Raw genomic sequence first — 25,821 nt, forward strand, 5'->3', positions numbered from 1 at the left:
CTACATTCCTCCTCTCTCCGCACCCATCATAGCAACCTTATGCGTTTGCGAGAGGTCTTTTAATGGATACACTTTACCTTTTTCATCAAAATATTTATGGGAGTCAGCTTTATAAGCAGCTTCGACTGCCCGACGTTTAATTTTTCGTTCATCTCTTGTTTCTGGTTCTATATTTGGAATAGCAGATAGTAGACGATTTGTATAGACATGTTGAGGGTTAGCGTAAATTTCTTGTCGCGTGCCACTTTCTACAAATCTACCTTTATACATAATTGAGATATGGTCACACATGTGACGAACAACCCCTAAATCATGCGAGATAAATAAATAGCTAAGCCCGAATTCATTTTGAATGTCTTTCATAAAGTTGAGTACTTGGGCTTGTACAGATAAGTCCAGTGCTGATACCGGTTCATCAGCAATTATCATTTTGGGATTGCAAGCGACAGCTCGTGCAATGCCTAGACGTTGTTTTTGACCACCTGAGAATTCATGTGGGTATTTAAGCAAGGCCTCTTCAGACATGCCGACAATTTCAAGCAATTCAATAATTCTGCGTTTTTCTTCTTGCGGAGATACCTTCATGAAATTCCTAATAGGCTCTGCTATAATCTCTTGAATTCTTTTTCTAGGATTCATAGCAGAAGTAGAATCTTGGAAAATCATTTGGATATCGCGATTATACGCGCTATTCCTTTTGCGACGTTGATTGGTCACATTTTGGCCCTCGTAAATAATTTGACCAGATGTAATTTTTTCAAGACCAATGATTGCCTTTCCTGTTGTCGATTTCCCAGAACCAGATTCGCCAACAAGGCCGTATGTTTTACCCTTTTCAAATTCCATTGATACACCGTCCACCGCGTATACATGGTCAACCACTGTATTGAAAAAACCTCCGCGAATTGGATAATGTACATTTAAATCTTTAATTTGCATGAAGCTCATGTTGCAGTCCTCCTTCTTGATGTTCAAAATGGAAGTCCTTCCAGCAAGTGCACCTTACAAAGTGATCCTTAGAAATTTCGTGCAATGCTGGGTTCTCTTCATGCTTGGTTTCATCAATCCATGGCACACGGGGTGCAAATCGGCAACCCTTACGCGGCATTTTCGTTAATGTTGGCACCATACCTTGGATTACTTCTAATCGCTCGTTGTTGCTGTCAGCTTGTGGTATCGAGTTTAATAATGACCTTGTATAAGGATGCAGTGGGTTTCTAAATAACTCGGTTACTGTTGCTAATTCAACAATCTGGCCAGCATACATAACAGCTACTCGATCTGCCACCTCTGCGACTACCCCTAAGTCATGAGTGATTAGGACAATCCCTGCATCTGTCTCTTCTTGTAAATCATTCAGCAAATCGAGAATCTGTGCTTGAATCGTTACATCTAACGCAGTTGTCGGTTCATCCGCAACCATAATCTTCGGTTTACAAGCAATTGCAATGGCAATTACCACACGCTGTCTCATACCTCCTGAAAGCTGATGAGGAAATTGATTCGCTACACGTGCTGGATTGACAATACCAACCTGATCTAACAATTCTAATACACGCTCTTTGCGTTTATTTTCATCAAGCTTCGTATGATATTTTAATGTTTCAGCAATTTGTTCACCAATTTTCATTAAAGGGTTTAAAGCTGCTAAAGGATCTTGGAAGATAAAACCGATATCATTTCCTCGAATTTTATTAAGCTCATCTTCCTTAAACTCTACTAAGTTTTTTCCTTTATAGAGAATCTCACCAGTCACTTTGGTATTGCCTGGCGGGTGAAGACCAACGATTGAAGTAGCGAGTGTACTTTTTCCGCAACCTGATTCTCCTACAATGGCTAACACTTCATTCTCCTTTAGTGTAAGCGATATATCTTCTACCGCATGATAATAATGATCTTTGATTCTAAAACTAGTATGTAAATTTTTTATATTTAAAATATCATTCTTCGATTTCATAATATATACTCCTTTCTAAATAGTAAGTAAGGAATGAAAATTCTAATAATTTAATTTAAAAAAACGTTAGGTTTCTACTCAGATATTTCGACACTCTAAACTTCTTATTTTTACTAATATATCATATATTTCTAATTTGTCTATATATTTTTACAATTCGTTTACACTTTTTAAATTTAAGTTAAATTTATCCCGTATTACATTCATATGCTAACAACTTCTTTTCAATTCAGTTCGTCCAAACATCACTCCGATTTATATAACTATATTATTTAATACAACTAACTAAAATCAGAAATTCAATATGTATTCAAGAATCATATATTCTTTATAATTGAATAGTCCAAAATTTTTATTTAGTCAGATAACTTTTTTTAATATTATAGCATAGGGATTTTATTTTAAAAACTACTTTTTAAAAATTCTTCCATACTCTCTTCTACTTTAAAGTGATAAATTTTCTTTTTTAAAAAAACACAAGCAAAGAAATACTTTGCTTGTGTTTAGATAATTAGCGGATTTCTGCACCCGCTTCAGTTAGCTCTTTCAATACTTGGTCATGTGCGCCTACCACTTCTTCGTCTGTTAATGTACGCTCAGGCGTTTGGTACGTCAATGTAAAGGCAAGTGATTTTTTACCCGCATCCATTTTATCTCCTTCGTACAAGTCAAACACATGGATATCTTTTAACAGATCTCCTCCTGCACGTCGAATAATCTCTTCCAAATCTCCCGCTTTTACAGCTGAATTAACAACTAGTGCAATGTCGCGTGAAACGGATGGGAAACGTGGAACTGGTACATATTTTAACGGCTCAATGATTGTATTAAGAAGAGCCTCTATATTCAATTCAGCTACATAAGTTTCTTTAATGCCTTGTGCTTTTTGCTCAGATGGATGAATTTGACCAAGGAAACCGATAGACTTGTTATCTAAAAGAACTTTTGCTGTACGTCCAGGATGCATTCCATCGATAACAGCAGTTTCTAAAGAAATTCTTCCTTCAATATCCAATTTTGCAAACATCGCTTCTAAAATTCCTTTTAGTACAAAGAAATCTACTTTTTTGTTTTCGCCTTGCCATTTATGGTTAAGCCAATCGCCTGTTAAAGCAATGGCGATATGTTCCTCTTCATGTGGCAGGCCTTCTTCCGTTTGCCCTAAAAAGACTGAACCAATTTCATACAATGCTACGGTATCTTGTTGACGCGACACATTATACGTCACAGCCTCAATAAGATGTGGTAAGATACTTTGTCGCAGCGTGCTTCTTTCCTCACTCATTGGCATTAATAAACGTGTAGTTTGCGCCGTTTCTATTGCATATTTTTGTGAAAGATCATCAGATGTTAACGAATAAGTTAATGCTTGCTCAAGGCCAATACCTTGCATTAAATGGTGGACAATTCGTCTTTTCGCTTGATAATGCGTTAATCCGCCAGATTTTCCTTCATCAACCGGAAGAGTAGCTGGAATTTCATCGTACCCATATAACCGAGCGATTTCTTCCACAACATCTTCTTCAATTTTAACGTCTTGACGGCGTGTCGGCACATCAATAAATAGAAGTCCATTTGCTGTTTCAACAGTGAATTTTAAACGTTTTAAAATAGAAACCATTTCGTTTAGTGAAATTTTCATTCCTAAGCGTGCATTCACAAAGTCAGGAGACACCACGACACGTGTTGGTTCTTTTTCTAATTCATCTACCATTACAGTGCCTTCCAATACCTCGCCACCTGCTAGCTCTGCTAACAATTGTGCCGCACGTTCAGCTGCTGGGATGACACGATTTGAATCAATGCCTTTTTCATATCGAGCACTTGCTTCACTTCTTAATCCAAGTGATTTTGCTGTTTGACGGATTGATTGACCTTCAAAATATGCAGATTCAATAACAACAGTTGTTGTAGTATCGGTTACTTCAGAATCTAAACCGCCCATAACACCTGCAACTGCTACAGCTTCTTTACCATTTGTAATGACTAAGTTCTCTTTTGTTAATTCGCGTTCTTGGCCATCAAGTGTTGTAATTTTTTCACCATCGTTTGCTAAGCGAACAAGTATTTCACCTGTACCAAGTGCGTCATAGTCGAATGCGTGAAGTGGTTGGCCATATTCCATTAACACATAGTTTGTAATATCCACTACATTATTTAACGGACGTACGCCTGCTGCCATTAAACGTTCTTGAAGCCATAATGGCGATTCACCAACTTTGACGTTCTTCACTACTTTTGCAGTATACATAGGATTTTGTTCTTTCGCTTCAACGCTTACCTTTAAAACATCAGAAGCTTTTTCATTAGAAGCTGTGTATGTCGGCTCCGGCAGATTGATTTCTTCTGATAGGATAGCAGCAACTTCATAAGCAACCCCAAGCATGCTCATGGCATCAGAACGGTTTGGTGTAAGACCTAATTCTAGTACGACATCATCCAGGCTTAACGCTTCGATTGCATCCATTCCAACTGGCGTGTCTTCAGGCAATACAAATATTCCATCTGCGTATTTTTTCGGTACTACTTTGCTGTCCATCCCTAACTCTTGCAATGAGCAAATCATGCCGTTGGACACTTCACCACGAAGCTTACCTTTTTTGATTTTCTTGCCGCCGACATAGCCATTTGGACGAACTGCTACAATTTTTTGTCCTTCTTCTACATTAGGTGCCCCGCAGACAATCTGTGATAATTCAATCTCACCGAAGTCTACTTGGCAAATATTCAAATGGTCAGAATCTGGGTGTTTTACTTTCTCTTTAATTTCTCCCACCATCAGTTTCTTTAAGCCCTCTGATAAATGGTGGACACCTTCTACTTCAATCCCTGAACGGGTAATTTTCTCTGCTATTTCTTCTGGACTTAACTCTTGAAGATTCACATATTGTGATAGCCATTTTAGTGATACATACATCTCTCTCGTCTTCCTCCTTACTCTTCAACGCGATGGAATTGTGATAAAAAGCGTACATCATTTGTATAGAAATGGCGTATATCATCTACACCGTATTTCAGCATGGCAATACGCTCCGGTCCCATACCAAAAGCAAATCCTGATACTTTTTTCGGATCATAACCCGCCATAGTTAATACATTAGGATGGACCATACCTGCTCCAAGGATTTCAATCCAGCCCGTATGTTTGCAGACATTACAACCCTCTCCTCCGCATTTAAAGCAAGAGATATCCATCTCAACTGATGGCTCTGTGAAAGGGAAGAAGCTTGGACGCAAACGAATCTCACGGTCGTCGCCAAACATTTTCTTTGCAAAAAGATCTAATGTACCTTTTAAATCGCTCATCCGGATATTTTCGCCAACCACTAGGCCTTCGATCTGAGTAAACTGGTGTGAATGTGTTGCATCATCATTATCGCGTCGGAAAACCTTCCCTGGGCAAATGATTTTAATTGATTCACCTTTTTTCGCTTCCATTGTACGAGCTTGCACAGGTGATGTATGTGTACGAAGAAGGATTTCTTCAGATATATAGAAAGTATCTTGCATATCTCTTGCTGGATGTCCTTTTGGCAAGTTTAGCGCTTCAAAGTTATAGTAGTCTTTCTCTACTTCTGGCCCTTCTGCCACTTCATATCCCATAGAGATAAATAAATCTTCAATTTCTTCAATCACACGTGTTAAAGGATGAGCTCCACCAACTTTAACTGGGCGTCCTGGCAATGTAATATCAATTGCTTCCTTCGCTAACTGCTCATTGATCGCCACTTCTTCTAGTTCCACTTTACGAGCATCTAGCGCTTGCTGCACTTCTGCACGCACCTCATTGACTAAAGCGCCCATTTTTGGACGTTCATCTGCAGGTAGTTTCCCCATCCCTTTTGATAACTCTGTGATGGGACCTTTTTTCCCTAGAAATGCTACACGCACTTCATTTAATTGTTTCATGTCCTCAGCAGCCGAAACCTTGCTTAATGCTTCTTCTTTTAGCTGAGTTAATTGTTCTAGCATTGCCAAATTAATTCCTCCTTCCAAAAATAAAAAAACCCCGCCCCTAAAAAGGGACGAGGAATACTTCGCGATACCACCCTAGTTATTGCAGATGTGCCAGTTGGGACACCATACAACCACTTCATTGATTTAACGGTTATTCACCGGCTCACCTTTACAGCATATTGCTGGTCCTGGCGGCTGCTAACGGGGTGAACTTCCATTTAACTTGCATTGCACATGCTTCCAGTCACAGGCATGCACTCCCTAAAATGCTTGTAAAATGTACTCTTCCCGATCTTTGCATTTTTTATAATCCTTATACAAATTCATTATAATCAATCATCTACATGACATCAAGAAATTCTTTTTATGCGAACAATCACACACATATTTATCGATTTTCCATTCGTTTAGGTAGCGAAATAATACAGTACGATACCCGTCGCAACAGCTACATTTAAAGATTCAGCTTGACCCAGTATAGGGATTATGACATTTTTATCTGTTTTAGCCAACAAATCTTCATGTATGCCTGCACCTTCATTGCCCATAATTAAAGCAAATTTGCCTTCTTTTTTTACCTCATGATATAAAACAGCATTTTGTAATGCAGTTCCATAAACCGGAATTCCTTTCTCCTTCGAGGTATCAATCCATTCTGTTAAATCACCAGTGATAACAGGGATATGAAAAATGGAGCCTTGTGTAGAGCGGACAGTCTTTGGATTATAAGGATCTGCTGTACCCTTGCCTAAAATTACAGCATCAATGCCAGCAGCGTCCGCAGTACGGATCATAGTGCCCACATTGCCTGGATCTTGCACGGCATCAATTAGCAACAACTTGGACCAGCTAGCTTTTTCTGAATCTTGGGTACTCGGTTTTTTTACATGAGCGAAGATGCCTTGGGAATGTTCCGTTTCCGAAAATTCTGCTGCTACCTGCGGAGTTACTTCCACAATAAAAAGCTGATCCAGATTCCAATGGGAAGGAATTTCAACATCTTCGCGGATGATTAGGTTTAATATATCTACATTACTTTTCAAAGCTTCTTCAATCAAATGGAAACCTTCTATTATAAATTCACCTGAACGATCACGCTCTTTACGTGTTGTCGTTAGCTTCTTCCAATACTTCACAAGTGAATTTTGGGGAGATTCTATTCTTTTCATCATTCTTTCCGCCTTTACCTCTGTTAATACTTCGTAATCATTACTCTCTTTCAGTTTAACAAAAGTATGTATAACAATCGAGTAAATGGCAAAAATATTGTCAGGAGGGATGCCGAATGAATTTCCAAATACGCGATGCCATTAAGCATAATGTGACAGGAAACAGCCCAGACGAATTAAAAAATATTGTGGAAGATGCGATTAAACGCGGTGAAGAACATTTACTTCCAGGTCTTGGCGTATTCTTTGAAACATGGTGGCAGCAAGCTGATAAAAAAGAACAAGATTCTTTCATGAACGAACTTTCAAGAGCTTTCGCTTAAACCAAAAAGTAGCACTTCTTCCATAAGAAGCTGCTACTTTTTCTATCGTACGAGAAAGATTTTCTATTATTGCTTAATCGGCTAATATAGAGACAAGCAGTGCTTTTTGAGCATGAAGACGATTTTCTGCTTGCTGGTAGATAACAGAATGGCCGCTATCAATAATAGACGAAGTCACTTCTTCTTCGCGATGTGCAGGCAAACAATGCATAAATATATAATCGGATTTAGCATGTGCGACAAGTGCATCATTTATTTGGAATTCCTTAAAATCTTGCAGACGTTTTTCGCATTCATCTTCTTGCCCCATCGAAGTCCAAACATCGGTATAGATGATATCAGCATTTGATGCCGCTTCAATTGGATCAAACGTATGCAGAATGGTACTATCATTTGCTGATGCAATGTTTTTGGCCTCGTTCATGATATCTTGGTTAGGTTCATATCCTTTTGGTGTAGCAATAGCTAAATCCATCCCAACATGTGCGCAGGCATTCATTAATGAGTGGACAACATTATTGCCATCGCCTATGTAGGCAAGTTTAAGTCCTTTGAATGTCCCTTTCACTTCATAAATTGTCTCCAAATCAGCTAATGCTTGGCAAGGATGAGCTAGGTCTGTAAGTCCATTAATAACAGGAATGGATGCATGTTTTGCAAGTTCAACTACTTTCTCATGAGAATTTGCCCGAATCATGATGCCTTCTAAATATCCTGAGAGAACATGACCAGTATCTAAAATCGACTCACCACGACCTAGTTGAAGATCGTTTGCATTCATATACATACTTTTTCCGCCAAGCTGATTCATTGCTACTTCAAAGGAAACACGGGTACGCGTGGAGCTTTTTTCGAAAATCATCCCTAGTGTTTTGCCTTCTAATAACGGCGGACAAACTTCTTCTTTTGTGATCTTTTTCAGCTTAATGGCCAGATCTATAAGCTGGCTTACTTCTAAACTTGTGCATTCCCTTAACTCCAATAAATCTTTACCTTTCAACGATGTTACTGTTCTAAATTGCATCTTATCCAACAATTTCATCTGTACATCCCCTTCCAACTAATTGGTTATTGTCTATTGTATATATGTATAATTATAAATTCAAGTGTATTTTTATAATACTTTAAACATACAAAAAAAGGGAAGCCAATAAGTTTTGACTTCCCTTTTCAGAATTACTATTCAAAAATAATGTTATTCACAGTCTCACGATCTAATTTTTTGATGACTTCTATGATTAATTTTACTGTGTTGTCAAAATCATCACGGTGTAAGATTCCTGCATGCGAGTGGATATAGCGTGTAGCAATTCCAATAGATAAAGCAGGCACACCATTTGCTGTTAAATGTATAGAACCTGCATCTGTACCTCCACCAGGAATTGCTTCATATTGATAAGGAATATTATTTTCTTCCGCTGTATCTACAACCAAGTCTCTTAAACCTCTATGAGCAACCATAGATGCATCATAAATAATGATTTGTGGTCCGTCACCCATTTTGCTGTTTGATTCTTTTGGCGTTACTCCTGGTGTATCTCCTGCAATGCCAACATCAACTGCAAAACCGATATCCGGGTTAATTTTATGTGTAGCTGTTTTTGCACCACGTAGTCCTACTTCTTCTTGCACTACCCCACAGCTGTAGACGATGTTTGGATGTTGTTCGTCTTTTAATCCTTTTAATACCTCAATGGCAATCGCACAGCCAATGCGGTTATCCCATGCTTTTGCAAGTAAGTGCTTTTCATTTTTCATGACAGTAAATTCAAAGTATGGCGTTACCATATCACCTGGACGTACTCCCCATGATTCCGCTTCTTCCTTAGAAGTTGCTCCAATATCAATAAACATATCTTTAATTTCATAAGGTTGCTTACGTGCTGATGCCGGCAAGATATGCGGAGGTTTTGAACCGATAACACCCACAATTGTTTCACCTTTACGCGTTACGATTTGGACACGCTGAGCAAGCATTACTTGCGACCACCAGCCGCCAACCGTTTGGAATTTCAAAAATCCCTTGTCATCAATTTGCGTGATCATAAAGCCGATTTCATCTAAATGCCCTGCAAGCATAATTTTCGGTCCATCTGGATTCCCGACTTTTTCTGCAATCACGCTGCCAAGATTGTCATTCTCCACTTTATCTGCATATGGCTTCAAGTACTTTGTCATAACATCGCGTGCTTCTTTTTCGTTACCCGCAATACCGCGTGCATCTGTTAATTCTTTAAACATCGTTAAAGTTTCATCTAATACAACCACTATTTCGCCCCCCTAAGTATCAATACTTATTCATTATAATGCTAACAATGGTAATTTTCAAAATAAAATTAAAACTTACCTGAAGAACCAAATCCTTTTTGGGAACGATCTGACTGAGAAACTTCGTTTACCTCTTCAAGGTTCACGGCTAATACTGGTGCAATTACCATTTGAGCGATTCGCATATGTTTTTCTACCAAGAAATCTTCTTGTCCATGATTAATTAATATAATTTTGATTTCCCCTCTATATCCTTCATCGATTGTACCAGGGCTATTTAGCACCGTTACGGAATGCTTTAATGCTAAGCCGCTTCTAGGGCGTATTTGTGCTTCTGTCCCCATAGGCAATTCAATGATAATACCAGTTGGGATTAACGCAGATTCACCCGCTTTGATCACGGTATCTTCCACAGCAAATAAATCTAAACCTGCGTCCCCCGGATTAGCGCGATATGGTATTTTGGCATCTTTATGTATGCGTTGTATTTTTAATGTTAATGAATAATCCATCTTTTTTAACCTGCCTTTTATAAATATTTCTTCTCCATCGTATCGAAAAAGAAATCAATTGAAAAGAAATAACATTATACTAATATCGATAATTGCTAACACTGTAAAACCGATAACAAAATGAATTCTTCTAGATTTGTGATGAAACACCATCATGCCTAGCCATGTTCCAACAGCACCACCTATCAAGGCAATAAACCATAACCTTTTTTCAGGGATACGCCATCGTTTATAAATTGCCTTTCTTTTATCCACCCCCATTGTGACAAAACCAATGAATGAGATAACAATAAAATAGATTATATAATAGGTAGATTTCAAAATAGAGTTCTCCCTTATGTGATATTTATAAAAATAAAAACGCCATTCAATCTTTTGCTGAATGGCGTGTTTTGGAATCAATTATTTTGTTTCCTGTACATACGATTTATTGGCTGTTAAGTATTGGCCTGAAGTAGTTTTCAATCGTGGTGTACCATTTTTATCAAATGCGATTCCGGCAATATCAAGGACCGTGCCTTTTTTGATAGTTTTAACAGTTGTAGCTGATGAGAAAACTGTACTGTTGTATAAAGTTGCAGAGGCTTTTGTTACAATCACTTTCTCAGGTGCTTTAGTGAAATAATTGTCAACTGTTGAGATTGTTTTTATCACATATGCTTTATTTGCAGTGATATATGTGCCTTTGCTAGTTTTTAATCTAGGTGTGCCGCCTGCTGTATATTCAACATCTGTAATGTTTACAACATCACCTTTATCATAGCTACCTGTTTTTGTGTCACTGTTAAATGTCGTGCTATTATAGTTTGTTACATTATCTTTTTGGATAACTACTTTTTCTGGTGCTTCTGTATAGTAATTGTCAATTGAAGATATAACCTTTTTAACATACTGTTTGTTCGCTGTAATATACGTATCATTAGCTGTTCTTAATCTTGGTGTGCCGCCTGCTGTATATTCAACACCTGTAATATCAAGCAATGTATTTTTAGGTAATGTTCTCAACTTGTTTAAAGAAGTAAAGTTTGTGGTACTATAAGTACTAGCGCCACTAGCTTTAGAAACAACAATTTTTGCCGGTGGAGTTGTATAAAAATCACTAATATTTGAAACTACTTTTGACACATATTTTCGATTTGCAGTAATATACTTGCCATCTGTTGTTTGAAGGCGAGGTGTTCCACCCTTCGTATATTTTACAGCTTTAGTAGATAGAATTGTGTTTGCTTTTACTGTTTTAACTTTAGTAGATGAAGAAAAGTTCACACTGTTATAAAGGGTTGCAGAGCTTTTTTTCACTACAATTTTTTTAGGGTTTGTACGATAATAGCTTGAAGTTCCTGCTAAAGTGATATCTGGTTTGAAGAAAGTTTCTAGCGTCTTACCATCTTTTAGCTTATTCAAATCTACATTTCCAGCAATACCTAAAACATTCCCTTGGCTAGTATACTGCCAAAGATCATAATCTTCCACTGTTGGCTTTTCCCAATTCTCAGCTACATCATCATTGTTACCGTAGCGTGCAATCCATAGGAAATCTCTGTTTTTTACGTTTTGCAATCCATATTGTTTATAGTAAGCGTCACCTGTATAAAGACCTACAGGTTTATTGCTAATAGCTTTTAGTTTGTTTATGAAAGCTGTTGTATTTGCGACAATATCGCTTCTTGTGAAACCACTATCAGTAGCTTCTACATCAACTACATAGAATTTTGTTTGCTTGCTAGCTCTTGTATAAAAATTAACGGCTTCTTCTTCAGCTTGCGCTTTATTTGTGTAACGCGCATAACCATATACACCGAATGGTATTCCGTGTTCTTGTGCTGATTTTTCATAGCTCTTATGATATGAATCTTCTAAACTACCGTCTTGAGTACGGATAATGACAAAATCCAAATCCTTACTTGCTTGACTCCAATTAATATTTCCTTGCCATTTCGATATATCTGCGATGACAGGTTCTTTAGCTAATGCGACATTTGTACCTACTAAACAAAATATAGCTACTGCCATTAGCATAACTATATTTTTAAGAATCCTCATTCCTATTCCTCCTAGTATTAGTAATATTACTAAATATTGACCTTACTAAGGATAGCAAAATTTTAGTAGAATTAACAGGTAATATTTTTATCAATATTGTTACAAAACTTACAATTACGTCTCATTTAAATATAAAAATTATGCTTATCTTGTAAAATAAGAATACAATTTGAACTAGTAATAGTATTTTTTTTAGATAAATTTAACCTGGATGTTTGTTTACAATATTTTTTTACAATAGTACTTTGCAATTATAGGACATCTCATCTAGTAGTTGTTGTGTTACATATGTATGATGCTATCGTTCGATATTTCGTTCATTTTAAATTAGGAATGATTTCTTAATATAAAAAAGCGAGATATCGTAGAACGAAATCTTGCCTTTTACATGGCGTTATTAAGATAGCTATAGTTTATTTTTCGCCAAAGCTCCCTGAAAATTGTTTTACCGCAGCTTTAACTTCTTCTAGTTTTTCAGGTTTTAATAGAGCAATCATTTTCGGTATGAATTCTTGAATATCTTCTTGTGAAAACGTTCCCTCATCTTGCTTTTTGAAATTTTCTAAAAGAATTTCTCTTGCTTCCTCTTCTTTACCCTCTTGAACTCGTTGTAAAATAAAGCGCAAAAACATTTCTTGACCTTGTTTATCCATCTTAACTCTCCTTAATAAAGCTAATTTTCAGACCTTAAATGATCTTATTCCATTATATCATCAAACCCAACAGGGGAATACTTGTTTGTTTAACAGTTAGTAGCTTTACTGTCCAATCTAAAAAATCAAGGACCGAAGCATCAGCCCTTGATTGAATAGCATTTAATTATGCGTTAACAGCAACGTTCAATTGTTGTGCAGGTCCGAAGAATTCAAAGTGAATTTGTGATTCCTTGAAGCCTAATGCATACAACTGGTTGATAATAGCTTCCATAAATACAGCTGGACCACACACATATACATCATTTTCAAGACTCACATTTTCTTGTAAGAATTCTTTTGTGATATAGCCTACTTCATCTGTATTTAATGCGATATAACTTGCATTTGACATTTTCGCAATATTTTCTTGGATCTCGTTATCAAATACATGCAACTTAGAAGTACGAGCGCTATGAATCAATGTTGTTGTTCTGTTTGCGTCAAGTGCTGCTAATGTGTCGAACATTGCCATTAGCGGTGTAATACCCACGCCGCCTGCGATAAATGTTACTGGCGCTTTAGAAGCTAAATCTAATTGGAAGTCGCCAGCTGGTGCGCTTACTTGAATGCGGTCTCCTACTTTAGCTTGGTTGTGCAAGTATAGAGACACTTTACCTTCTGGGTCATTAATGTCTTCACGTTTTACTGAGATACGGAATGCTTCGTTATTTGCGGCTCTAGATAAGCTATATTGACGATTGTGAGTAAATTCATCACCAGGAATTGTTACTTGGACTGTGATATATTGACCTGGTTGATATTCTGGCAATACTTTACCATCTACTGGTTTTAGGTAGAATGATGTAATTTCTTCATTCTCTACTACTTTATCAGCGATTTCGAATTCTTTAAAGAATCTCCAACCACCTTGTTGTTTTTCAGCTTCTTGGTACATTTCTTCTTCTACAGAGATAAATGCATCTGCGATGACGCCGTATGCCTCTGCCCACGCATTAATGATATCATCTGTTGCTGCATCACCTAACACTTCTTTAATTGCACCTAGTAAATGTTCGCCAACAATTGGATAATGTTCTGGTTTAATACCTAAACTTCTGTGTTTATGTGCAATTTGTTTAACAACCGGCATAATAGCACCAAGATTTTCAATGTGTACGGCAGCTGCATACACTGTGTTTGCTAGTGCTGCTTGTTGACGTCCTTTTGCTTGGTTTGCATGGTTGAAAATATTTAATAATTCAGGATGTGCTGCGAACATATTTTTATAGAAGGTTTTTGTAATATTATTTCCGTGTACTTCTAATACTGGTGCAGTTGATTTTACAATATCCATAGTTTGTTGTGATAACATATCAAACACTCCTTTTCTTTTAACAACTCAAAGATACACCTATCTAATTCTTAAAGCAATATTATAAATACATCTTTAACAAAAAAGACATATTTCAAATATATCTTTTAAAAAAGATGAATTCAGTCTAACATGGTATAATGGATATATAGAAATGGTGGTGATCCTCATGCGATTAACTTTGTATACTGATTACTCTTTACGTGTCCTCCTCTACCTCGGTGCGATGGATGCAGAAAAATTAGCCACAATCAAAGAAATATCAGAAGCCTATGGCATATCGAAAAATCACTTAATGAAAGTGACACATGAGCTAGGCAAACTTGGATATATAGAAACAATAAGAGGCCGCGGTGGCGGTATTCGTCTTGCATTAAAACCAGAAGAAATTGTACTAGGCAAAGTGATTCGGGAAACAGAAGAAGATCTCTATTTAGTCGATTGCTTCAACCCGGAATCCGTTGGGTGTATCATTTCACCTGTATGCAGCTTAAAGGGCGCGCTAAATAAAGCCCTCCATGCATATATGTCGGTCTTGGATGAATATACATTAGCCGATTTTCTTCATTCGAAAGAGGAAATTGCTGCTATATTGTTTAATGATTAGCTCAATATATAATAAAAAAACCTTTCGTTTATTCAAGAACGAAGGTTTTTTATTATCAAAAAAAGCACAAAAAAACCTATGAAGTTAATCATAGGCTTTTTTTATAATTATTTTGCAACAGCTTTTTTAGCAGCGTCTGCTAATTGAGCGAATGCAGCTGCATCGTTTACAGCAAGATCAGCTAACATTTTGCGGTTAACTTCGATTTCAGCTACTTTTAAACCGTGCATTAAACGGCTGTAAGAAAGACCGTTGATGCGAGCAGCAGCATTGATACGTGTGATCCATAGTTTACGGAAATCACGTTTCTTTTGACGACGGTCACGATAAGCATATTGACCAGATTTCATTACTGCTTGGTTAGCAACTTTATATAATGTATGTTTAGAGCCAAAGTAACCTTTAGCTAATTTTAAAACTTTTTTACGACGAGCGCGTGTTACAGTACCGCCTTTTACGCGTGGCATACAAATTACCTCCTGCTATTCATTACTGAATATATTATATTATTATTTAATGTTTGTAAGTAAAGATTTAATGCGTTTGTAGTCACCAGGTGACACGATGTTAGCTTTACGTAGGTGACGTTTAGCTTTTGTAGATTTGTTTGCGAATAAGTGGCTGCCGTAAGCACGGTCATATTTTAATTTACCAGTACCCGTTTTTTTGAAACGTTTAGCTGCGCCACGGTGAGTTTTCATTTTTGGCATTTCGAATTCCTCCTAAACTGTTCGACTAAAACTTATTTTTTCTCGTTCTTAGGTTGAAGCACTAAGAACATACTTCTGCCTTCCATTTTCGGTTTTTGTTCAACCGTTGCAACGTCGGCACAAGCTTCTGCAAAGCGATCTAATACTTTTTGGCCAATTTCTTTGTGCGTAATTGCACGGCCTTTAAAGCGGATAGAAGCTTTTACTTTGTCCCCTTTTTCAAGGAACTTAATTCCGTTACGCAATTTTGTTTGGAAATCGTGTTCATCGATTGTAGGACTTAATCTTACTTCTTTCATCACGATGACTTTTTGGTTTTTGCGTACTTCGCGATCTTTCTTTTGTTGCTCGAATTTGAATTTACCATAATCCATGATACGAGCTACTGGTGGCTTGGCTTGAGGAGCCACAAGGACAAGATCCAAATTTGCACGTTCTGCAATTGTCAAGGCTTCATTGCGTGTTTTTACTCCAAGCTGATCACCATTATGGTCGATTACACGAAGTTCACGTGCGCGAATGCCTTCGTTTACATACATGTCTTTGCTAATAACAATCCACCTCCAAGTAGTGTCGCGAATACATGGTTTGGGCTAGTTGCCCGATGATCGGTACGGTACTTTCGATGTCCACAAAAAAAGGCGGACATTAGTCGAAATGTCCGCCCGCGAGATATATGTACACGCGAAAATGCGTGATCCGTTCTATCATAGTACCTGTCAACATCAAAAATCGAACAGGTGAGAAGCGGGCAGCCTCTACTTCAACCACAAACTTGTATTCATAACCTTAACTATAATAACATGCTCGCAAAACACTGTCAATTAATAATACAAATCTTCTTTTACTCGACACAAACTCTCGCTATCTTACTTCGCAATGTTTCAATTCCAGTCTAAAAGGCTATAGAACAACATATGCTAGGTTTTCAGAAATTTTATTAATTACTTTAGTGGGGGAGAGAAAAATGTTGAAACAAAAAATATTATTTATTTCAGAACATGGTGATCCGCTTGTTCCACTTGGTAGTAAACAAGCAGGCGGGCAAAACAACTATGTAAAACAACTGGCGCTGGCTTTAGAAGAAAAAGATTATGAAGTAGATGTGATTACACATTGGTCAAATGCACAGTCGCCTCAAATAGAACACTTCGGAAAGAATAATCGCGTAATACGCATTGCTGCAGGTCATATAGGAGCCATTGAAAAAGAAAAGATCTTTGACTTACTGCCTGCTTTTTATAAAGAGATGCTACAGCTTATTCATATAGAAGAATACTCACTCGTACACACGCATTACTGGATGTCAGGTATTTTAGGCAGCATGCTCAAGAACGAATTTAACATACCATGGGTGCACACTAATCATTCACTCGGCATAGCTAAGAAAAATGGTATTGGCGAAGCAAGTCAAATTCGTCTTCAAATGGAGAACAAGGTGCTTACAGAAGCTGATGAAATTATTGCTACCACTCAAAATGAAAAAGAGTTGATGGAGAGCACAGTTCCATCCCCTGCTCCTATCAAAGTGGTTTCCATTGGCGTTTCTGCAAGGTATATTGAGACCCCGCTTAATCTTCATCAGGATCCATACTACTTATATGTCGGCCGTTTGGAAAAACCAAAGGGCATTTATGTCTTACTTGAAGCCTTCAAATTATTATTACAGAACCATCAAGTGCCAGATGATATTAAATTATTTGTCATAGGTGGGAGTAAAAATGCCATCGATCACATGACAAACGATCCTAAAAACAAAGATTTACGCGAGGCAATTAAAGGATTTGAAGATCGTATCCTATTCTTAGGGCCAAAAACAGAAAAAGAACTTGCCGATTATTATCGCAATGCCATTGCAACTATTGTTCCATCATTCTACGAATCATTCGGCATGGTGGCAGCTGAAGCACAAGCATGCGGTTGCCCAGTTATTGCTTCTAAAGTTGGCGGATTGCAAGATGTCGTTCTCCCTAGACGCACTGGTCTTCATGTAGCGAGAGGCGATGCTGAAAAATTCGCTGAGGCGATGAATATCCTCTTAAACAATGAAGCATTAAATAAAGTGCTTGGGTATAATGCTAAAACAAATGCTGAAAAGCAATTTGACTGGTGCGAAATTGCTGGCCAAATCAGCACTATCTATAAGGAGTTACAACATGAATGCATTCAAAAATAACATTATTGCAACTGATTTAGATAATACATTAGTTGGTGACGAAGAAGCTCTTCGTACACTGCTTCGTACAATAGAAGGAACATTCTCTACTATTTTTATTACAGGTAGGCACAAACAATCTACACTACAATTGTTAGAAGCACATGGGATTCCCCTGCCGGATATTTTGGTTTGCGATGCTGGGGCTACCATCTACACAGGGCCTGATTTCCAACAAGATATTGGCTGGAAACAGAAAACACAGGCACACTGGCAGCCGGAACATATCAAATTCATCATGACCTTCCTTCCTTCAATTGCAAAACATCCTGTACCTAATGAAAATCGCCTATCCTACACCATTCAAGATGAAAATATAGTAGAAGCAGCTATACTGCAATTAAAAAATGCAGAGACCCCTTGCCATTGCATATATAGTTCAGGGAAAGACTTTGATATATTGCCAGAAGGAGCTAATAAAGGCTCTGCTCTGCAATATGTAATAGAACAATATGCATCCGGAACAGCAAGAGTACTTGCAGCAGGTGATTCAGGAAATGACGAAGATATGCTAACTCAAGGATTTCCAGCTGTCGTCGTTGCTAACCATCAGCCTGAACTCGAAAAACTACGCGGTTATCCAAACATTCACTTTGCAGAACATGAATTTGCTGCAGGTATATTAGAAGGTTGGGAACATTTTTATTCACTTGTGAAGAAATAAGAAAGCGGCTTTCGTTCGAATACACGAAAGCCGTTTTATATTGTCTTCTAATGATACCAAGTTAATTTAGAATTAGTTTATCTAGGTACTGGTTCATCACATTTTTTTATAATTCGTTTAAATTTTTTATCATAGGATACACGATTAATAAAATTATAGTACCATTTTTGATAAAGTCCATTTTCTTCATAATCATGGATAACTTTAAGGATATATATAAAGGTTGGATGGTATTCTAAAACTTCATTTTCTACCATTGATAATCCTTTATGAAAGTATTTAACTGCCTCTTTATACTTCTTAATTTTTGTTAACTCCATCCCTATATTAATCATAACGCTTGATCTCTCTCTTTTATCAGTCAATGTATCCAAACCGTTTTTCAGAGTTGAAATGGCTTTACTATGACATTTTATTTCTGAAAAGAAAAATGCAAGATAAACAGTTTTTTTATACCCCATACTTAACCTCTTTTATATTTGTAATTAGAATAAATGAATTCCATTTATTCCCTTATTGGATTTTAGTTCATTCAATACAGCATCATTCCCATGAATAACAATATGGAAAGGACTAGGTAAAGTAGGAAACGAATCATAATTCCTTCCTTCTCTCCACTCTTTAACCGATGAACCTAATAAACCCATAAAAATTCTTTTTTGTATTTTATCATTTTTACTTAATAGTAAGTGGAAATCTTGGAAAAACAACACGTATTGTTTGCTATTTAGCCATTCTAAATCATTAAGACATTCATCAAGAGAATCCCAATTATTGTTGAAGTAAGGGGGGAATTCAAGTTTTTTCGCAAATTCTTTATAAAAGCGCCTCAAACTTTTACATTTCTCTCCCTCTATTAAAGAAGTAAAATTCTCACTGTTTTTGTAAGATTCTATTGTATGTTCATATAAATTTTTAAATAATTTCTTTTCATATGTCATATGAAAAAGTACTTCAATATTTTCAAAATCAATTGTATTCATGTTTTTCTCCTAATAATTTGTATCACTCTAGTTTTTTATTGCCTTGACAATAAATAAGAAATAATTAGTTCCATGTTAATGGAAGATAAGATGAAGTACTCCAGTGTCTTATTGTATTAACTAATCCAAAATATTATTTTGCTGTTTTTTAGTTTTAAAGCCTTCTAGAACTGTAACAATTGCTATCAACCAAATAAGAGGGTTTTTTATAGAAATCCCTGATAAAGAATGGCCTCCTAGTGCAGTTAATAAAGCTGTAAGCGCTAGTAAATAAACAGTAATGAATACCTTAAATTTCACAGAGGTCTTCTCTTTATTTTTGTTGGTATAATTTATAATAGCGAATAAAACTATAGCAATTAACATCAAGGCAATTAAAAGTGATCTTGGTATATAGAAGATGTTTTGCAAACTAGGAAAGAAATCGTATACTAGCAAAATACTAAGAAACAAAGGAATTATAATATTTTCTAAAATTTTCATACATCACCTCTTTAATATATTTTTAAATACTACAAATTGGCGTTTTCGAAATATCTAAATCTATTTTACTCTTATTTACATACATACACATTATTATTAATAATACTATAAAAGACCTTAAACTCTATAAGAGCTTAAGGTCTACTTTTGTCGTTTAAATTCTTAACATAAATGTAAGATATACACGTTTAATATTTTATAAGTGTTGCCACGAGTTCAAACCCTGCACCAATTGTCCAGAAAATCACATAATCATTTCGCTTTATTTGGCCAGACTTTACCCCTTCGTGTAAAGCTATAAAGGGACTACTTGTACCTGTATAGCCAAACTCATCCCCTACGTATACCACTTGTTCATCAGTTAAGCTAAAATGCTCTTTAATTTTCTTAATGTTACTTAATGCAAATTGTGAAAAACAGTATTTTACTTCACTAGGATTTACGTTATTCCTTTTAAATAGGGTCTCAAGCATGCCATAGGTCGCATCTAAAACTATGCCACCATCAAAAGGAATGGTTCTAGCATACTTTAAGTCACCTGTTTCCCTAATCCCCTTTGTTAATCCTTCTGCTGGATACATCATTTTCTCAGCAAAAACTGTATTTACATGATATGTAGAATCAATAAAACCAACATCTTCTGTTGTTCTTTCTATAATCATAGCCGCAGCACCATCGGCGAAGCATGTATAACATAGTGGATCTTCAGGGTCACTAATTAAGGACCAATAATCCGCTCCGACAATTAATGCATACTGTAACGAAGTATTAGACTTCATATAATGACTGACTTGTTCTAGTGCTACCGTCATACCTGCACAATTCGCATTCAAATCGTATACAATTGTTTCTGCTTTCGGTTTAATAGCATCAAATAATCGAATAGCATTTGAAGGTAAAGTAGTTTCTGGCGTTTGTGAGGTAAAAATAATCATATCCAAATCTTTTGCAGTAAGCTTTGTTTTTTCTAAAACAGCATTCACCGCTTTAATTCCCATTGTTAAGGGCGTTTCATTTGGATCATCGTTTATATATCGACGTTCTCTTCCCATTGCTTTTAAAAGACCCCGAACATCTTTACCTTGTTTATCAAAATGTTCAGTATAATAATCATTATCTACACTATTTTGAGGATGAAAAATAGCCACATCTTTAATTTTAATATTATTCATGCTGCAAAATTCTCCTTTGATGTTCAAAAAGGCTATAGTAAATTACTATAACCTTTTCAGTTTTTATTTATTTGTTGATAACATCAGCATTTGTTAATCCCGCTTTACGGGCAATACGTGATAATTGCATTTTTAATATTGTGTTATTTTGCACTACAAAGATAACTTTTTTGAATCCTGCTTGAAGATAGAGTCCCATAGCGCCTTCTAATGATTCAGCCATTTCTTGATTCAGGACTTTCATGCCTGTGCAATCTACATCCAGCTCAAAATTACTTGCATCAACAGAAGCAACTGTTTGTTGAAATTCGGTAGCAAAACGTTGTGCTTCTGGGATTGACATTTGTTCTCCCACAGTTACTTCTACTTTTTTAGCTGAAATATTTTTTGTGATTTTATAAGTGGATACTGACATAGTCTTACTTTTCCCCTTTTAATATAAATATTTAAGAAAATATGGTGTTTTTACCTTTTCCCTAGAACATTTTAACAAACTAATAATAAAGTTGCAAAATCATTTTTGATAAAAGAGGATATAAAGACGTATTTTTCACATATTTTTCACATAAAATTGTCTCTGTATATTTTTAAATTAAGTATACTTTATACCTACAAAGACATCTAACATAATAATTTTCTACTAGCATTTAACAGAAGCGTTGACTTAGATATAGTTGGAATTAAGAGCTTTAACTCACCTTTACATACTATAAATCTTACTTTGCTTCTTTTCTTTTGTTTATTATTATAGCTCTCTATAGTTATGTTTCATCTGAATAAATAATTCACTAACTTTAGGACCTCAAAGAATTTAATACTTAATTAAAATTACTTCTTCTACATCAAACTGAAAAATAACAATTTCATTATTTGATAACTGAGTTACTTTTACTCTTTCCTGACTATCTATTGCTAACTCGAAATTTAAACCGTCTAATGATTTAATCATGAAAAAACAAAATCCATTCACATATTCATATTCCCTAAGAATGCTTAGGATTTTATTAAAGTTATTTTTTCTTGAGATACTTATTAAAGAAAATGAGTTGTTCTTTTTAAGAAGTAGATATTCTAGGCCTAATTTTGCTAACATGAAATTAGAAAATAAAATTACAAAACTATATTGTTTCTCCCAATAATCTTTAAAAATGGTTTCTGGTTTTGCTTCTAACATATGATTTAGTTCTCTTGGTTCTTCATTTGTTAGGACAGAAAGTACAAATTCATTTTCATACCGGTCCTCTAACAATTCCAAATCTCTTCTCTGATAAATCATTCCTTATCTCTCCTTTTTGCTAAAAGTTTAATAACCTCTATAGATAAACTTGAATTCAACCGGTATTATATTTAATATTAAAAGTAAAATTTATTCCTAATCAATGGAGTGTTCTATGAATATAAATCTCTTGATAGAAAAGTGTATTAAATCTGCTATTGATTATGGAAATTCTGCATTTGAAGTTGTTGAAAAACCTAGGAAAACAAATAGATTATATGATATATGTTTCAAAAACTTTAAAGAACTAAAAAGAATAGACACTAATGAGTTAGAGAAGTTACTTGATCATCCAAATGATTATGTAAAGTTCAAGTCTGCTATTCACTTTCTATCAGTAAATGAGGAAAAAGCAAAAGAGGTATTAAAACCTTTAGCGAGGAAACCTGATCTGTTTGGTTTTAGTACGGAAATATTACTTAGCGAATGGGATGAAGGAAATTTAAAAGACTATCTTAAATAAAAAATTCAAAAGATTTTTGTTAGTAGTCCTTTGAATTTTACGTTTTTTATATATTATTTAATAAGATGATCCATCTTTAAAATCCCATTTGTAATAAAGTGACTAATGATTACGAAGATAGGTAATACGAAAATTTTTGTTGTTTCCATTAATCTAGATGCCATTACTATCGAGTAATAAATACATACGATTGATAAAATGATCGTACTAATACTTAAATCCTTTTGCATATCCCAAATAGCTTGCAAATAAAAAGCAGAAAATATAAATATAAAAATAAAGATAAAAAGTTTAAAGTAATTCAATATATAAGTCCCCTTTTAACCTTTGTTGTCCCCTAAATTCCTAAATTTATTTGTCTCATAATGAATAATTTAAAATTCACATATAAATCTTAGAGTTTAATAATAAAACAAAAGAATAATTCCAAATAGAAAACAAGCGATCACAAATGTAACATAAAAACCAGGAACCCCTAAAGTAACCTCAAGTATTATCGAAATAATGGTTTTAGGTAAACTCGATTTACTCTCTTTATAATCTTTTATTAACAAATTGATTAGCCAAATTAAACTTACTGCTACTATCAATTCTAATAAAATACCAATTAATATGTGCACTTTATATCCCTCCTTTTGCCATCAACTATAAATATTCTCCATACTTTATAGATGACATAAGAAGAGCAGCAAGATACCTTCTTGAGATTGAATTCTTAAAGTAAAATTTTAATAAAATAGCCTAAAAAAATAGTAACTTACTTTTAAATAAAAATAAACTACTTAAGAATAATTATCTAAATTTATTTGAAATCAAAAAGCGGCTTTTCGTCTAATAAACGAAAAGCCGCTTTTGATACATCTAGCCCAAATGTTGTACGTCTTCTAAAATTTTGTTTAGGAATTCATCAAATGGAACAGTTTCAGAATCCTTAGAGCCATACTTGCGGACATTGACGCTGCCATCAGCCATTTCTTTGTCTCCTAGTACAAGCATGTACGGAATCTTTTTCATTTGTGATTCACGGATTTTGTAACCCAGTTTTTCGTCTCGGTAATCCATTTCCACACGCAAGCCTTTTGCTTGAAGTTTTTCTTGTACGCTCTTCGCATAATCGAAGTGCACATCGTTGGAAACAGGGATCACTTGAACTTGCACTGGTGCTAACCAAGTTGGGAATGCACCTTTATATTCTTCGATCAAGAATGCAACAAAGCGTTCCATTGTTGATACGACACCGCGGTGAATAACAACAGGACGATGTTGTTTGCCGTCTTCTCCTACATAGTTCAGGTCGAAGCGTTCTGGCAATAAGAAGTCAAGCTGTACAGTGGACAATGTTTCTTGTTTGCCGATAGCAGTTTTTACTTGAACATCTAGTTTAGGGCCATAGAATGCCGCTTCCCCTTCAGCTTCATAGTAATCCAATTCTAATTCATCCATTGCTTCTTTCAACATGCTTTGCGCTTTATTCCACATTTCATCATCATCAAAGTACTTTTCAGTATCTTGTGGGTCTCTATAAGACAGACGGAATTCGTAGTCATCCAAGTTGAAATCTTTATATACAGCTAAGATAAGTTCCACTACTTTTTTGAATTCTTCTTTGATTTGATCTGGACGAACGAATAAGTGTGCATCGTTTAGAGTCATGCCGCGGACACGTTGAAGGCCAGATACAGCGCCACTCATTTCGTAACGGTGCATAGTACCAAGCTCTGCAATACGTAGCGGAAGGTCTCGGTATGAATGCATAGATGATTTGTACACCATCATATGGTGCGGACAGTTCATTGGACGTAGCACTAGTGTTTCGTTATCCATCTCCATTGGCGGGAACATATCTTCTTGGTAATGATCCCAGTGGCCTGAAGTTACATACAAGTCTTTTGAGCCAAGAACTGGTGTGTAAACATGTTTGTAGCCAAGAGAGACTTCTTTATCAACGATATAGCGTTCGATTGTACGACGGATTGTCGCACCATTTGGCAACCATAATGGAAGGCCCATGCCTACTAATTTGTTGTTAGTGAATAATTCAAGCTCTTTCCCAATTCTACGGTGGTCACGTTCCTTTGCTTCTTCTAACATTTGTAGGTGTGCTTTTAAATCTTCCTTGTTAAAGAAAGCAGTACCGTAAATACGTTGAAGCATTTTGTTGTCGGAGTTTCCTCTCCAATAAGCACCAGCGATAGAAAGCAGCTTGAATTCTTTAATTTTTCCTGTTGAAGGTACATGGACACCACGGCAAAGGTCGAAGAATTCGCCTTGTTCGTAGATTGATACTTGTTCATCTTCAGGAATAGCTTCAAGAAGTTCCACTTTGTATTCATCATCTGCAAAGCGTTTTTGCGCTTCTGCACGTGATACGTCGTGACGAACGATTTCAAGATTCTCTGAAATGATTTTTTTCATTTCTTTTTCAATGCGCGGGAAATCGTCTGAAGTGATTGGTTCAGGTGAATCGATATCATAGTAGAAGCCACCTTCAATGACTGGTCCAACACCAAGTTTCACGCCATCGAATAAACGTTTTACAGCTTGTGCAAGTAAATGTGCAGTTGAATGACGCATAACTTCTAATGATTCTTCATCATTCGGTGTTAAGATAGCAATAGTACCATCACTTTCAAGTGGTGTTTTTGTGTCTACTAAAGCACCATTGAATTTGCCGGCGATTGCTTTTTTGCGTAGTCCTGGACTGATAGATAATGCAACTTCATCTGTTGTAATGCCTTTTTCAAACTCTTTTACTGAGCCATCTGGGAATGTTAATTTAATCATTTTTCATCTCTCCTTTTTGTTTTTTCAAGAGCTCTAGGCCACAAGCTTAGGAGATTTTTTGTCCATTTGTTTTTAAATACACAAAAAAACCTCATCCGCAAAGGGACGAGGTTTGTGCTCGTGGTTCCACCCTTCTTCCTTCTACACAAGAAAATCCTTGTATAGACGAAGCTCAAGATCGGTTAACGGACCGCTTCCGGCGACAATTACTGTTCTCTTTCACTGACG

The 25,821-nt window shown here is 36.0% G+C and carries 28 protein-coding genes and 2 other annotated features (1 of these 30 running past the window's edge); of the genes, 5 read left to right on the plus strand and 23 right to left on the minus strand.

Annotated elements, in window-relative coordinates; all coding sequences use genetic code 11:
* From M2M59_RS10630 to M2M59_RS10650, 5 genes are all read right to left on the minus strand, one after another.
* Positions 1 to 948, minus strand: a complete 948-nt coding sequence (locus M2M59_RS10630) for an ATP-binding cassette domain-containing protein (protein ID WP_249774558.1) — start codon at positions 946 to 948, stop codon at positions 1 to 3.
* On the minus strand, positions 929 to 1,957 hold the full coding sequence (locus tag M2M59_RS10635) for an ABC transporter ATP-binding protein (RefSeq protein ID WP_147195922.1): 1,029 nt from the start codon (positions 1,955 to 1,957) through the stop codon (positions 929 to 931). Before M2M59_RS10635 ends, M2M59_RS10630 begins: the two co-directional genes overlap by 20 nt.
* 511 nt (positions 1,958 to 2,468) lie before the next feature.
* Positions 2,469 to 4,874 (minus strand): phenylalanine--tRNA ligase subunit beta, encoded by a 2,406-nt coding sequence (gene pheT / locus M2M59_RS10640; RefSeq protein WP_249774559.1) that lies wholly within the window; start codon positions 4,872 to 4,874, stop codon positions 2,469 to 2,471.
* 17 nt (positions 4,875 to 4,891) lie between these two features.
* A complete protein-coding gene (gene pheS / locus M2M59_RS10645) occupies positions 4,892 to 5,929 on the minus strand; it encodes a phenylalanine--tRNA ligase subunit alpha (protein WP_066791894.1) in 1,038 nt (345 codons plus the stop codon).
* A 392-nt stretch (positions 5,930 to 6,321) separates the two neighbouring features.
* Positions 6,322 to 7,083, minus strand: a complete 762-nt coding sequence (locus M2M59_RS10650; protein ID WP_249774560.1) for a TrmH family RNA methyltransferase — start codon at positions 7,081 to 7,083, stop codon at positions 6,322 to 6,324.
* Positions 7,084 to 7,199: 116 nt separating this feature from the next.
* Here M2M59_RS10650 and sspI point away from each other — a divergent pair, with 116 nt between their 5' ends.
* Positions 7,200 to 7,406 carry a small acid-soluble spore protein SspI gene (gene sspI / locus M2M59_RS10655; RefSeq protein ID WP_066788746.1) on the plus strand — a complete coding sequence of 69 codons (207 nt, stop codon included), beginning with the start codon at positions 7,200 to 7,202 and terminating at the stop codon, positions 7,404 to 7,406.
* 73 nt (positions 7,407 to 7,479) lie between these two features.
* Here the strand turns inward: sspI and argF are convergent, their stop codons facing one another.
* The 7 genes from argF to hmpA all read right to left on the minus strand — a co-directional run bounded on the left by argF (position 7,480) and on the right by hmpA (position 14,236).
* On the minus strand, positions 7,480 to 8,448 hold the full coding sequence (argF, locus tag M2M59_RS10660) for an ornithine carbamoyltransferase (protein ID WP_249774561.1): 969 nt from the start codon (positions 8,446 to 8,448) through the stop codon (positions 7,480 to 7,482).
* A gap of 137 nt (positions 8,449 to 8,585) precedes the next feature.
* A complete protein-coding gene (locus tag M2M59_RS10665; RefSeq protein ID WP_249774562.1) occupies positions 8,586 to 9,674 on the minus strand; it encodes a M42 family metallopeptidase in 1,089 nt (362 codons plus the stop codon).
* A gap of 68 nt (positions 9,675 to 9,742) precedes the next feature.
* Complete coding sequence (gene dut, locus M2M59_RS10670) at positions 9,743 to 10,186, minus strand: dUTP diphosphatase (RefSeq protein WP_147195929.1); 444 nt, start codon at positions 10,184 to 10,186, stop codon at positions 9,743 to 9,745.
* Between the two features lie 54 nt (positions 10,187 to 10,240).
* On the minus strand, positions 10,241 to 10,588 hold the full coding sequence (locus tag M2M59_RS10675; protein WP_249774563.1) for a DUF1294 domain-containing protein: 348 nt from the start codon (positions 10,586 to 10,588) through the stop codon (positions 10,241 to 10,243).
* On the minus strand, positions 10,589 to 12,229 hold the full coding sequence (locus M2M59_RS10680) for a DUF5776 domain-containing protein (RefSeq protein ID WP_249774564.1): 1,641 nt from the start codon (positions 12,227 to 12,229) through the stop codon (positions 10,589 to 10,591).
* A 413-nt stretch (positions 12,230 to 12,642) separates the two neighbouring features.
* Positions 12,643 to 12,882 carry a hypothetical protein gene (locus M2M59_RS10685; RefSeq protein ID WP_147195933.1) on the minus strand — a complete coding sequence of 80 codons (240 nt, stop codon included), beginning with the start codon at positions 12,880 to 12,882 and terminating at the stop codon, positions 12,643 to 12,645.
* 166 nt (positions 12,883 to 13,048) lie between these two features.
* Positions 13,049 to 14,236 carry an NO-inducible flavohemoprotein gene (gene hmpA / locus M2M59_RS10690; protein WP_147195935.1) on the minus strand — a complete coding sequence of 396 codons (1,188 nt, stop codon included), beginning with the start codon at positions 14,234 to 14,236 and terminating at the stop codon, positions 13,049 to 13,051.
* Positions 14,237 to 14,405: 169 nt separating this feature from the next.
* Between hmpA and M2M59_RS10695 the strand changes: the two genes are divergently transcribed.
* Entirely contained in the window at positions 14,406 to 14,843 is a 438-nt protein-coding gene (locus M2M59_RS10695) for an RrF2 family transcriptional regulator (protein WP_066788764.1), read from the plus strand.
* Between the two features lie 107 nt (positions 14,844 to 14,950).
* Here the strand turns inward: M2M59_RS10695 and rplT are convergent, their stop codons facing one another.
* From rplT to infC, 3 genes are read right to left on the minus strand one after another with little or no spacing between them, the layout of a single operon-like run.
* Positions 14,951 to 15,310, minus strand: coding sequence for a 50S ribosomal protein L20 (rplT, locus tag M2M59_RS10700; protein ID WP_066788767.1), 360 nt, complete (start codon positions 15,308 to 15,310; stop codon positions 14,951 to 14,953).
* 42 nt (positions 15,311 to 15,352) lie between these two features.
* Positions 15,353 to 15,553 (minus strand): 50S ribosomal protein L35, encoded by a 201-nt coding sequence (gene rpmI, locus M2M59_RS10705; protein ID WP_066788770.1) that lies wholly within the window; start codon positions 15,551 to 15,553, stop codon positions 15,353 to 15,355.
* A 32-nt stretch (positions 15,554 to 15,585) separates the two neighbouring features.
* On the minus strand, positions 15,586 to 16,092 hold the full coding sequence (infC, locus tag M2M59_RS10710) for a translation initiation factor IF-3 (protein ID WP_066788772.1): 507 nt from the start codon (positions 16,090 to 16,092) through the stop codon (positions 15,586 to 15,588).
* An 88-nt stretch (positions 16,093 to 16,180) separates the two neighbouring features.
* Positions 16,181 to 16,323 (minus strand) — a sequence feature (ribosomal protein L20 leader region).
* A 197-nt stretch (positions 16,324 to 16,520) separates the two neighbouring features.
* Here infC and M2M59_RS10715 point away from each other — a divergent pair.
* Together M2M59_RS10715 and M2M59_RS10720 are read left to right on the plus strand one after the other, a co-directional pair.
* Positions 16,521 to 17,729 carry a glycosyltransferase gene (locus M2M59_RS10715; RefSeq protein ID WP_249774565.1) on the plus strand — a complete coding sequence of 403 codons (1,209 nt, stop codon included), beginning with the start codon at positions 16,521 to 16,523 and terminating at the stop codon, positions 17,727 to 17,729.
* Positions 17,710 to 18,432, plus strand: a complete 723-nt coding sequence (locus M2M59_RS10720) for an HAD-IIB family hydrolase (RefSeq protein WP_249774566.1) — start codon at positions 17,710 to 17,712, stop codon at positions 18,430 to 18,432. The genes M2M59_RS10715 and M2M59_RS10720 overlap by 20 nt, the downstream gene beginning before the upstream one ends.
* 77 nt (positions 18,433 to 18,509) lie before the next feature.
* Here M2M59_RS10720 and M2M59_RS10725 read toward each other — a convergent pair whose 3' ends face one another.
* From M2M59_RS10725 to M2M59_RS10750, 6 genes are all read right to left on the minus strand, one after another.
* A complete protein-coding gene (locus M2M59_RS10725; protein ID WP_249774567.1) occupies positions 18,510 to 18,893 on the minus strand; it encodes a hypothetical protein in 384 nt (127 codons plus the stop codon).
* A gap of 24 nt (positions 18,894 to 18,917) precedes the next feature.
* Positions 18,918 to 19,415, minus strand: coding sequence for a barstar family protein (locus M2M59_RS10730; protein ID WP_249774568.1), 498 nt, complete (start codon positions 19,413 to 19,415; stop codon positions 18,918 to 18,920).
* A 120-nt stretch (positions 19,416 to 19,535) separates the two neighbouring features.
* On the minus strand, positions 19,536 to 19,898 hold the full coding sequence (locus M2M59_RS10735) for a hypothetical protein (protein WP_249774569.1): 363 nt from the start codon (positions 19,896 to 19,898) through the stop codon (positions 19,536 to 19,538).
* Positions 19,899 to 20,086: 188 nt separating this feature from the next.
* Complete coding sequence (locus tag M2M59_RS10740; protein WP_249774570.1) at positions 20,087 to 21,070, minus strand: 3-oxoacyl-[acyl-carrier-protein] synthase III C-terminal domain-containing protein; 984 nt, start codon at positions 21,068 to 21,070, stop codon at positions 20,087 to 20,089.
* A gap of 67 nt (positions 21,071 to 21,137) precedes the next feature.
* Positions 21,138 to 21,485, minus strand: a complete 348-nt coding sequence (locus M2M59_RS10745; RefSeq protein ID WP_147195951.1) for a hypothetical protein — start codon at positions 21,483 to 21,485, stop codon at positions 21,138 to 21,140.
* Positions 21,486 to 21,881: 396 nt separating this feature from the next.
* Positions 21,882 to 22,346: a hypothetical protein gene (locus tag M2M59_RS10750; protein WP_249774571.1), complete on the minus strand. Its 465-nt coding sequence runs from the start codon at positions 22,344 to 22,346 to the stop codon at positions 21,882 to 21,884.
* 115 nt (positions 22,347 to 22,461) lie between these two features.
* Here M2M59_RS10750 and M2M59_RS10755 point away from each other — a divergent pair, with 115 nt between their 5' ends.
* Complete coding sequence (locus tag M2M59_RS10755) at positions 22,462 to 22,809, plus strand: DUF2019 domain-containing protein (protein WP_249774572.1); 348 nt, start codon at positions 22,462 to 22,464, stop codon at positions 22,807 to 22,809.
* A 401-nt stretch (positions 22,810 to 23,210) separates the two neighbouring features.
* Here the strand turns inward: M2M59_RS10755 and M2M59_RS10760 are convergent, their stop codons facing one another.
* Together M2M59_RS10760 and thrS are read right to left on the minus strand one after the other, a co-directional pair.
* Complete coding sequence (locus tag M2M59_RS10760; protein ID WP_147195958.1) at positions 23,211 to 23,429, minus strand: hypothetical protein; 219 nt, start codon at positions 23,427 to 23,429, stop codon at positions 23,211 to 23,213.
* Between the two features lie 241 nt (positions 23,430 to 23,670).
* Positions 23,671 to 25,593, minus strand: a complete 1,923-nt coding sequence (thrS, locus tag M2M59_RS10765; RefSeq protein WP_249774573.1) for a threonine--tRNA ligase — start codon at positions 25,591 to 25,593, stop codon at positions 23,671 to 23,673.
* Positions 25,594 to 25,691: 98 nt separating this feature from the next.
* Positions 25,692 to 25,821: a binding site (T-box leader), on the minus strand; it runs 105 nt beyond the window's last position.

Origin of the sequence: Rummeliibacillus sp. G93 (assembly GCF_023515935.1) — a bacterium.
GTDB classification, from domain to species: Bacteria; Bacillota; Bacilli; order Bacillales_A; family Planococcaceae; genus Rummeliibacillus; species Rummeliibacillus stabekisii.

Coding starts and splice junctions, on each gene's coding strand:
- M2M59_RS10630 (WP_249774558.1), bottom strand. CDS start 948: ATGAGCTTCATGCAAATTAAAGATTTAAATGTACATTATCCAATTCGC.
- M2M59_RS10635 (WP_147195922.1), bottom strand. CDS start 1,957: ATGAAATCGAAGAATGATATTTTAAATATAAAAAATTTACATACTAGT.
- pheT (WP_249774559.1), bottom strand. CDS start 4,874: ATGTATGTATCACTAAAATGGCTATCACAATATGTGAATCTTCAAGAG.
- pheS (WP_066791894.1), bottom strand. CDS start 5,929: ATGCTAGAACAATTAACTCAGCTAAAAGAAGAAGCATTAAGCAAGGTT.
- M2M59_RS10650 (WP_249774560.1), bottom strand. CDS start 7,083: ATGAAAAGAATAGAATCTCCCCAAAATTCACTTGTGAAGTATTGGAAG.
- sspI (WP_066788746.1), top strand. CDS start 7,200: ATGAATTTCCAAATACGCGATGCCATTAAGCATAATGTGACAGGAAAC.
- argF (WP_249774561.1), bottom strand. CDS start 8,448: ATGAAATTGTTGGATAAGATGCAATTTAGAACAGTAACATCGTTGAAA.
- dut (WP_147195929.1), bottom strand. CDS start 10,186: ATGGATTATTCATTAACATTAAAAATACAACGCATACATAAAGATGCC.
- M2M59_RS10680 (WP_249774564.1), bottom strand. CDS start 12,229: ATGAGGATTCTTAAAAATATAGTTATGCTAATGGCAGTAGCTATATTT.
- M2M59_RS10685 (WP_147195933.1), bottom strand. CDS start 12,882: ATGGATAAACAAGGTCAAGAAATGTTTTTGCGCTTTATTTTACAACGA.
- hmpA (WP_147195935.1), bottom strand. CDS start 14,236: ATGTTATCACAACAAACTATGGATATTGTAAAATCAACTGCACCAGTA.
- M2M59_RS10695 (WP_066788764.1), top strand. CDS start 14,406: ATGCGATTAACTTTGTATACTGATTACTCTTTACGTGTCCTCCTCTAC.
- rplT (WP_066788767.1), bottom strand. CDS start 15,310: ATGCCACGCGTAAAAGGCGGTACTGTAACACGCGCTCGTCGTAAAAAA.
- rpmI (WP_066788770.1), bottom strand. CDS start 15,553: ATGCCAAAAATGAAAACTCACCGTGGCGCAGCTAAACGTTTCAAAAAA.
- infC (WP_066788772.1), bottom strand. CDS start 16,092: ATGTATGTAAACGAAGGCATTCGCGCACGTGAACTTCGTGTAATCGAC.
- M2M59_RS10715 (WP_249774565.1), top strand. CDS start 16,521: ATGTTGAAACAAAAAATATTATTTATTTCAGAACATGGTGATCCGCTT.
- M2M59_RS10720 (WP_249774566.1), top strand. CDS start 17,710: ATGAATGCATTCAAAAATAACATTATTGCAACTGATTTAGATAATACA.
- M2M59_RS10725 (WP_249774567.1), bottom strand. CDS start 18,893: ATGGGGTATAAAAAAACTGTTTATCTTGCATTTTTCTTTTCAGAAATA.
- M2M59_RS10730 (WP_249774568.1), bottom strand. CDS start 19,415: ATGAATACAATTGATTTTGAAAATATTGAAGTACTTTTTCATATGACA.
- M2M59_RS10735 (WP_249774569.1), bottom strand. CDS start 19,898: ATGAAAATTTTAGAAAATATTATAATTCCTTTGTTTCTTAGTATTTTG.
- M2M59_RS10740 (WP_249774570.1), bottom strand. CDS start 21,070: ATGAATAATATTAAAATTAAAGATGTGGCTATTTTTCATCCTCAAAAT.
- M2M59_RS10745 (WP_147195951.1), bottom strand. CDS start 21,485: ATGTCAGTATCCACTTATAAAATCACAAAAAATATTTCAGCTAAAAAA.
- M2M59_RS10750 (WP_249774571.1), bottom strand. CDS start 22,346: ATGATTTATCAGAGAAGAGATTTGGAATTGTTAGAGGACCGGTATGAA.
- M2M59_RS10755 (WP_249774572.1), top strand. CDS start 22,462: ATGAATATAAATCTCTTGATAGAAAAGTGTATTAAATCTGCTATTGAT.
- thrS (WP_249774573.1), bottom strand. CDS start 25,593: ATGATTAAATTAACATTCCCAGATGGCTCAGTAAAAGAGTTTGAAAAA.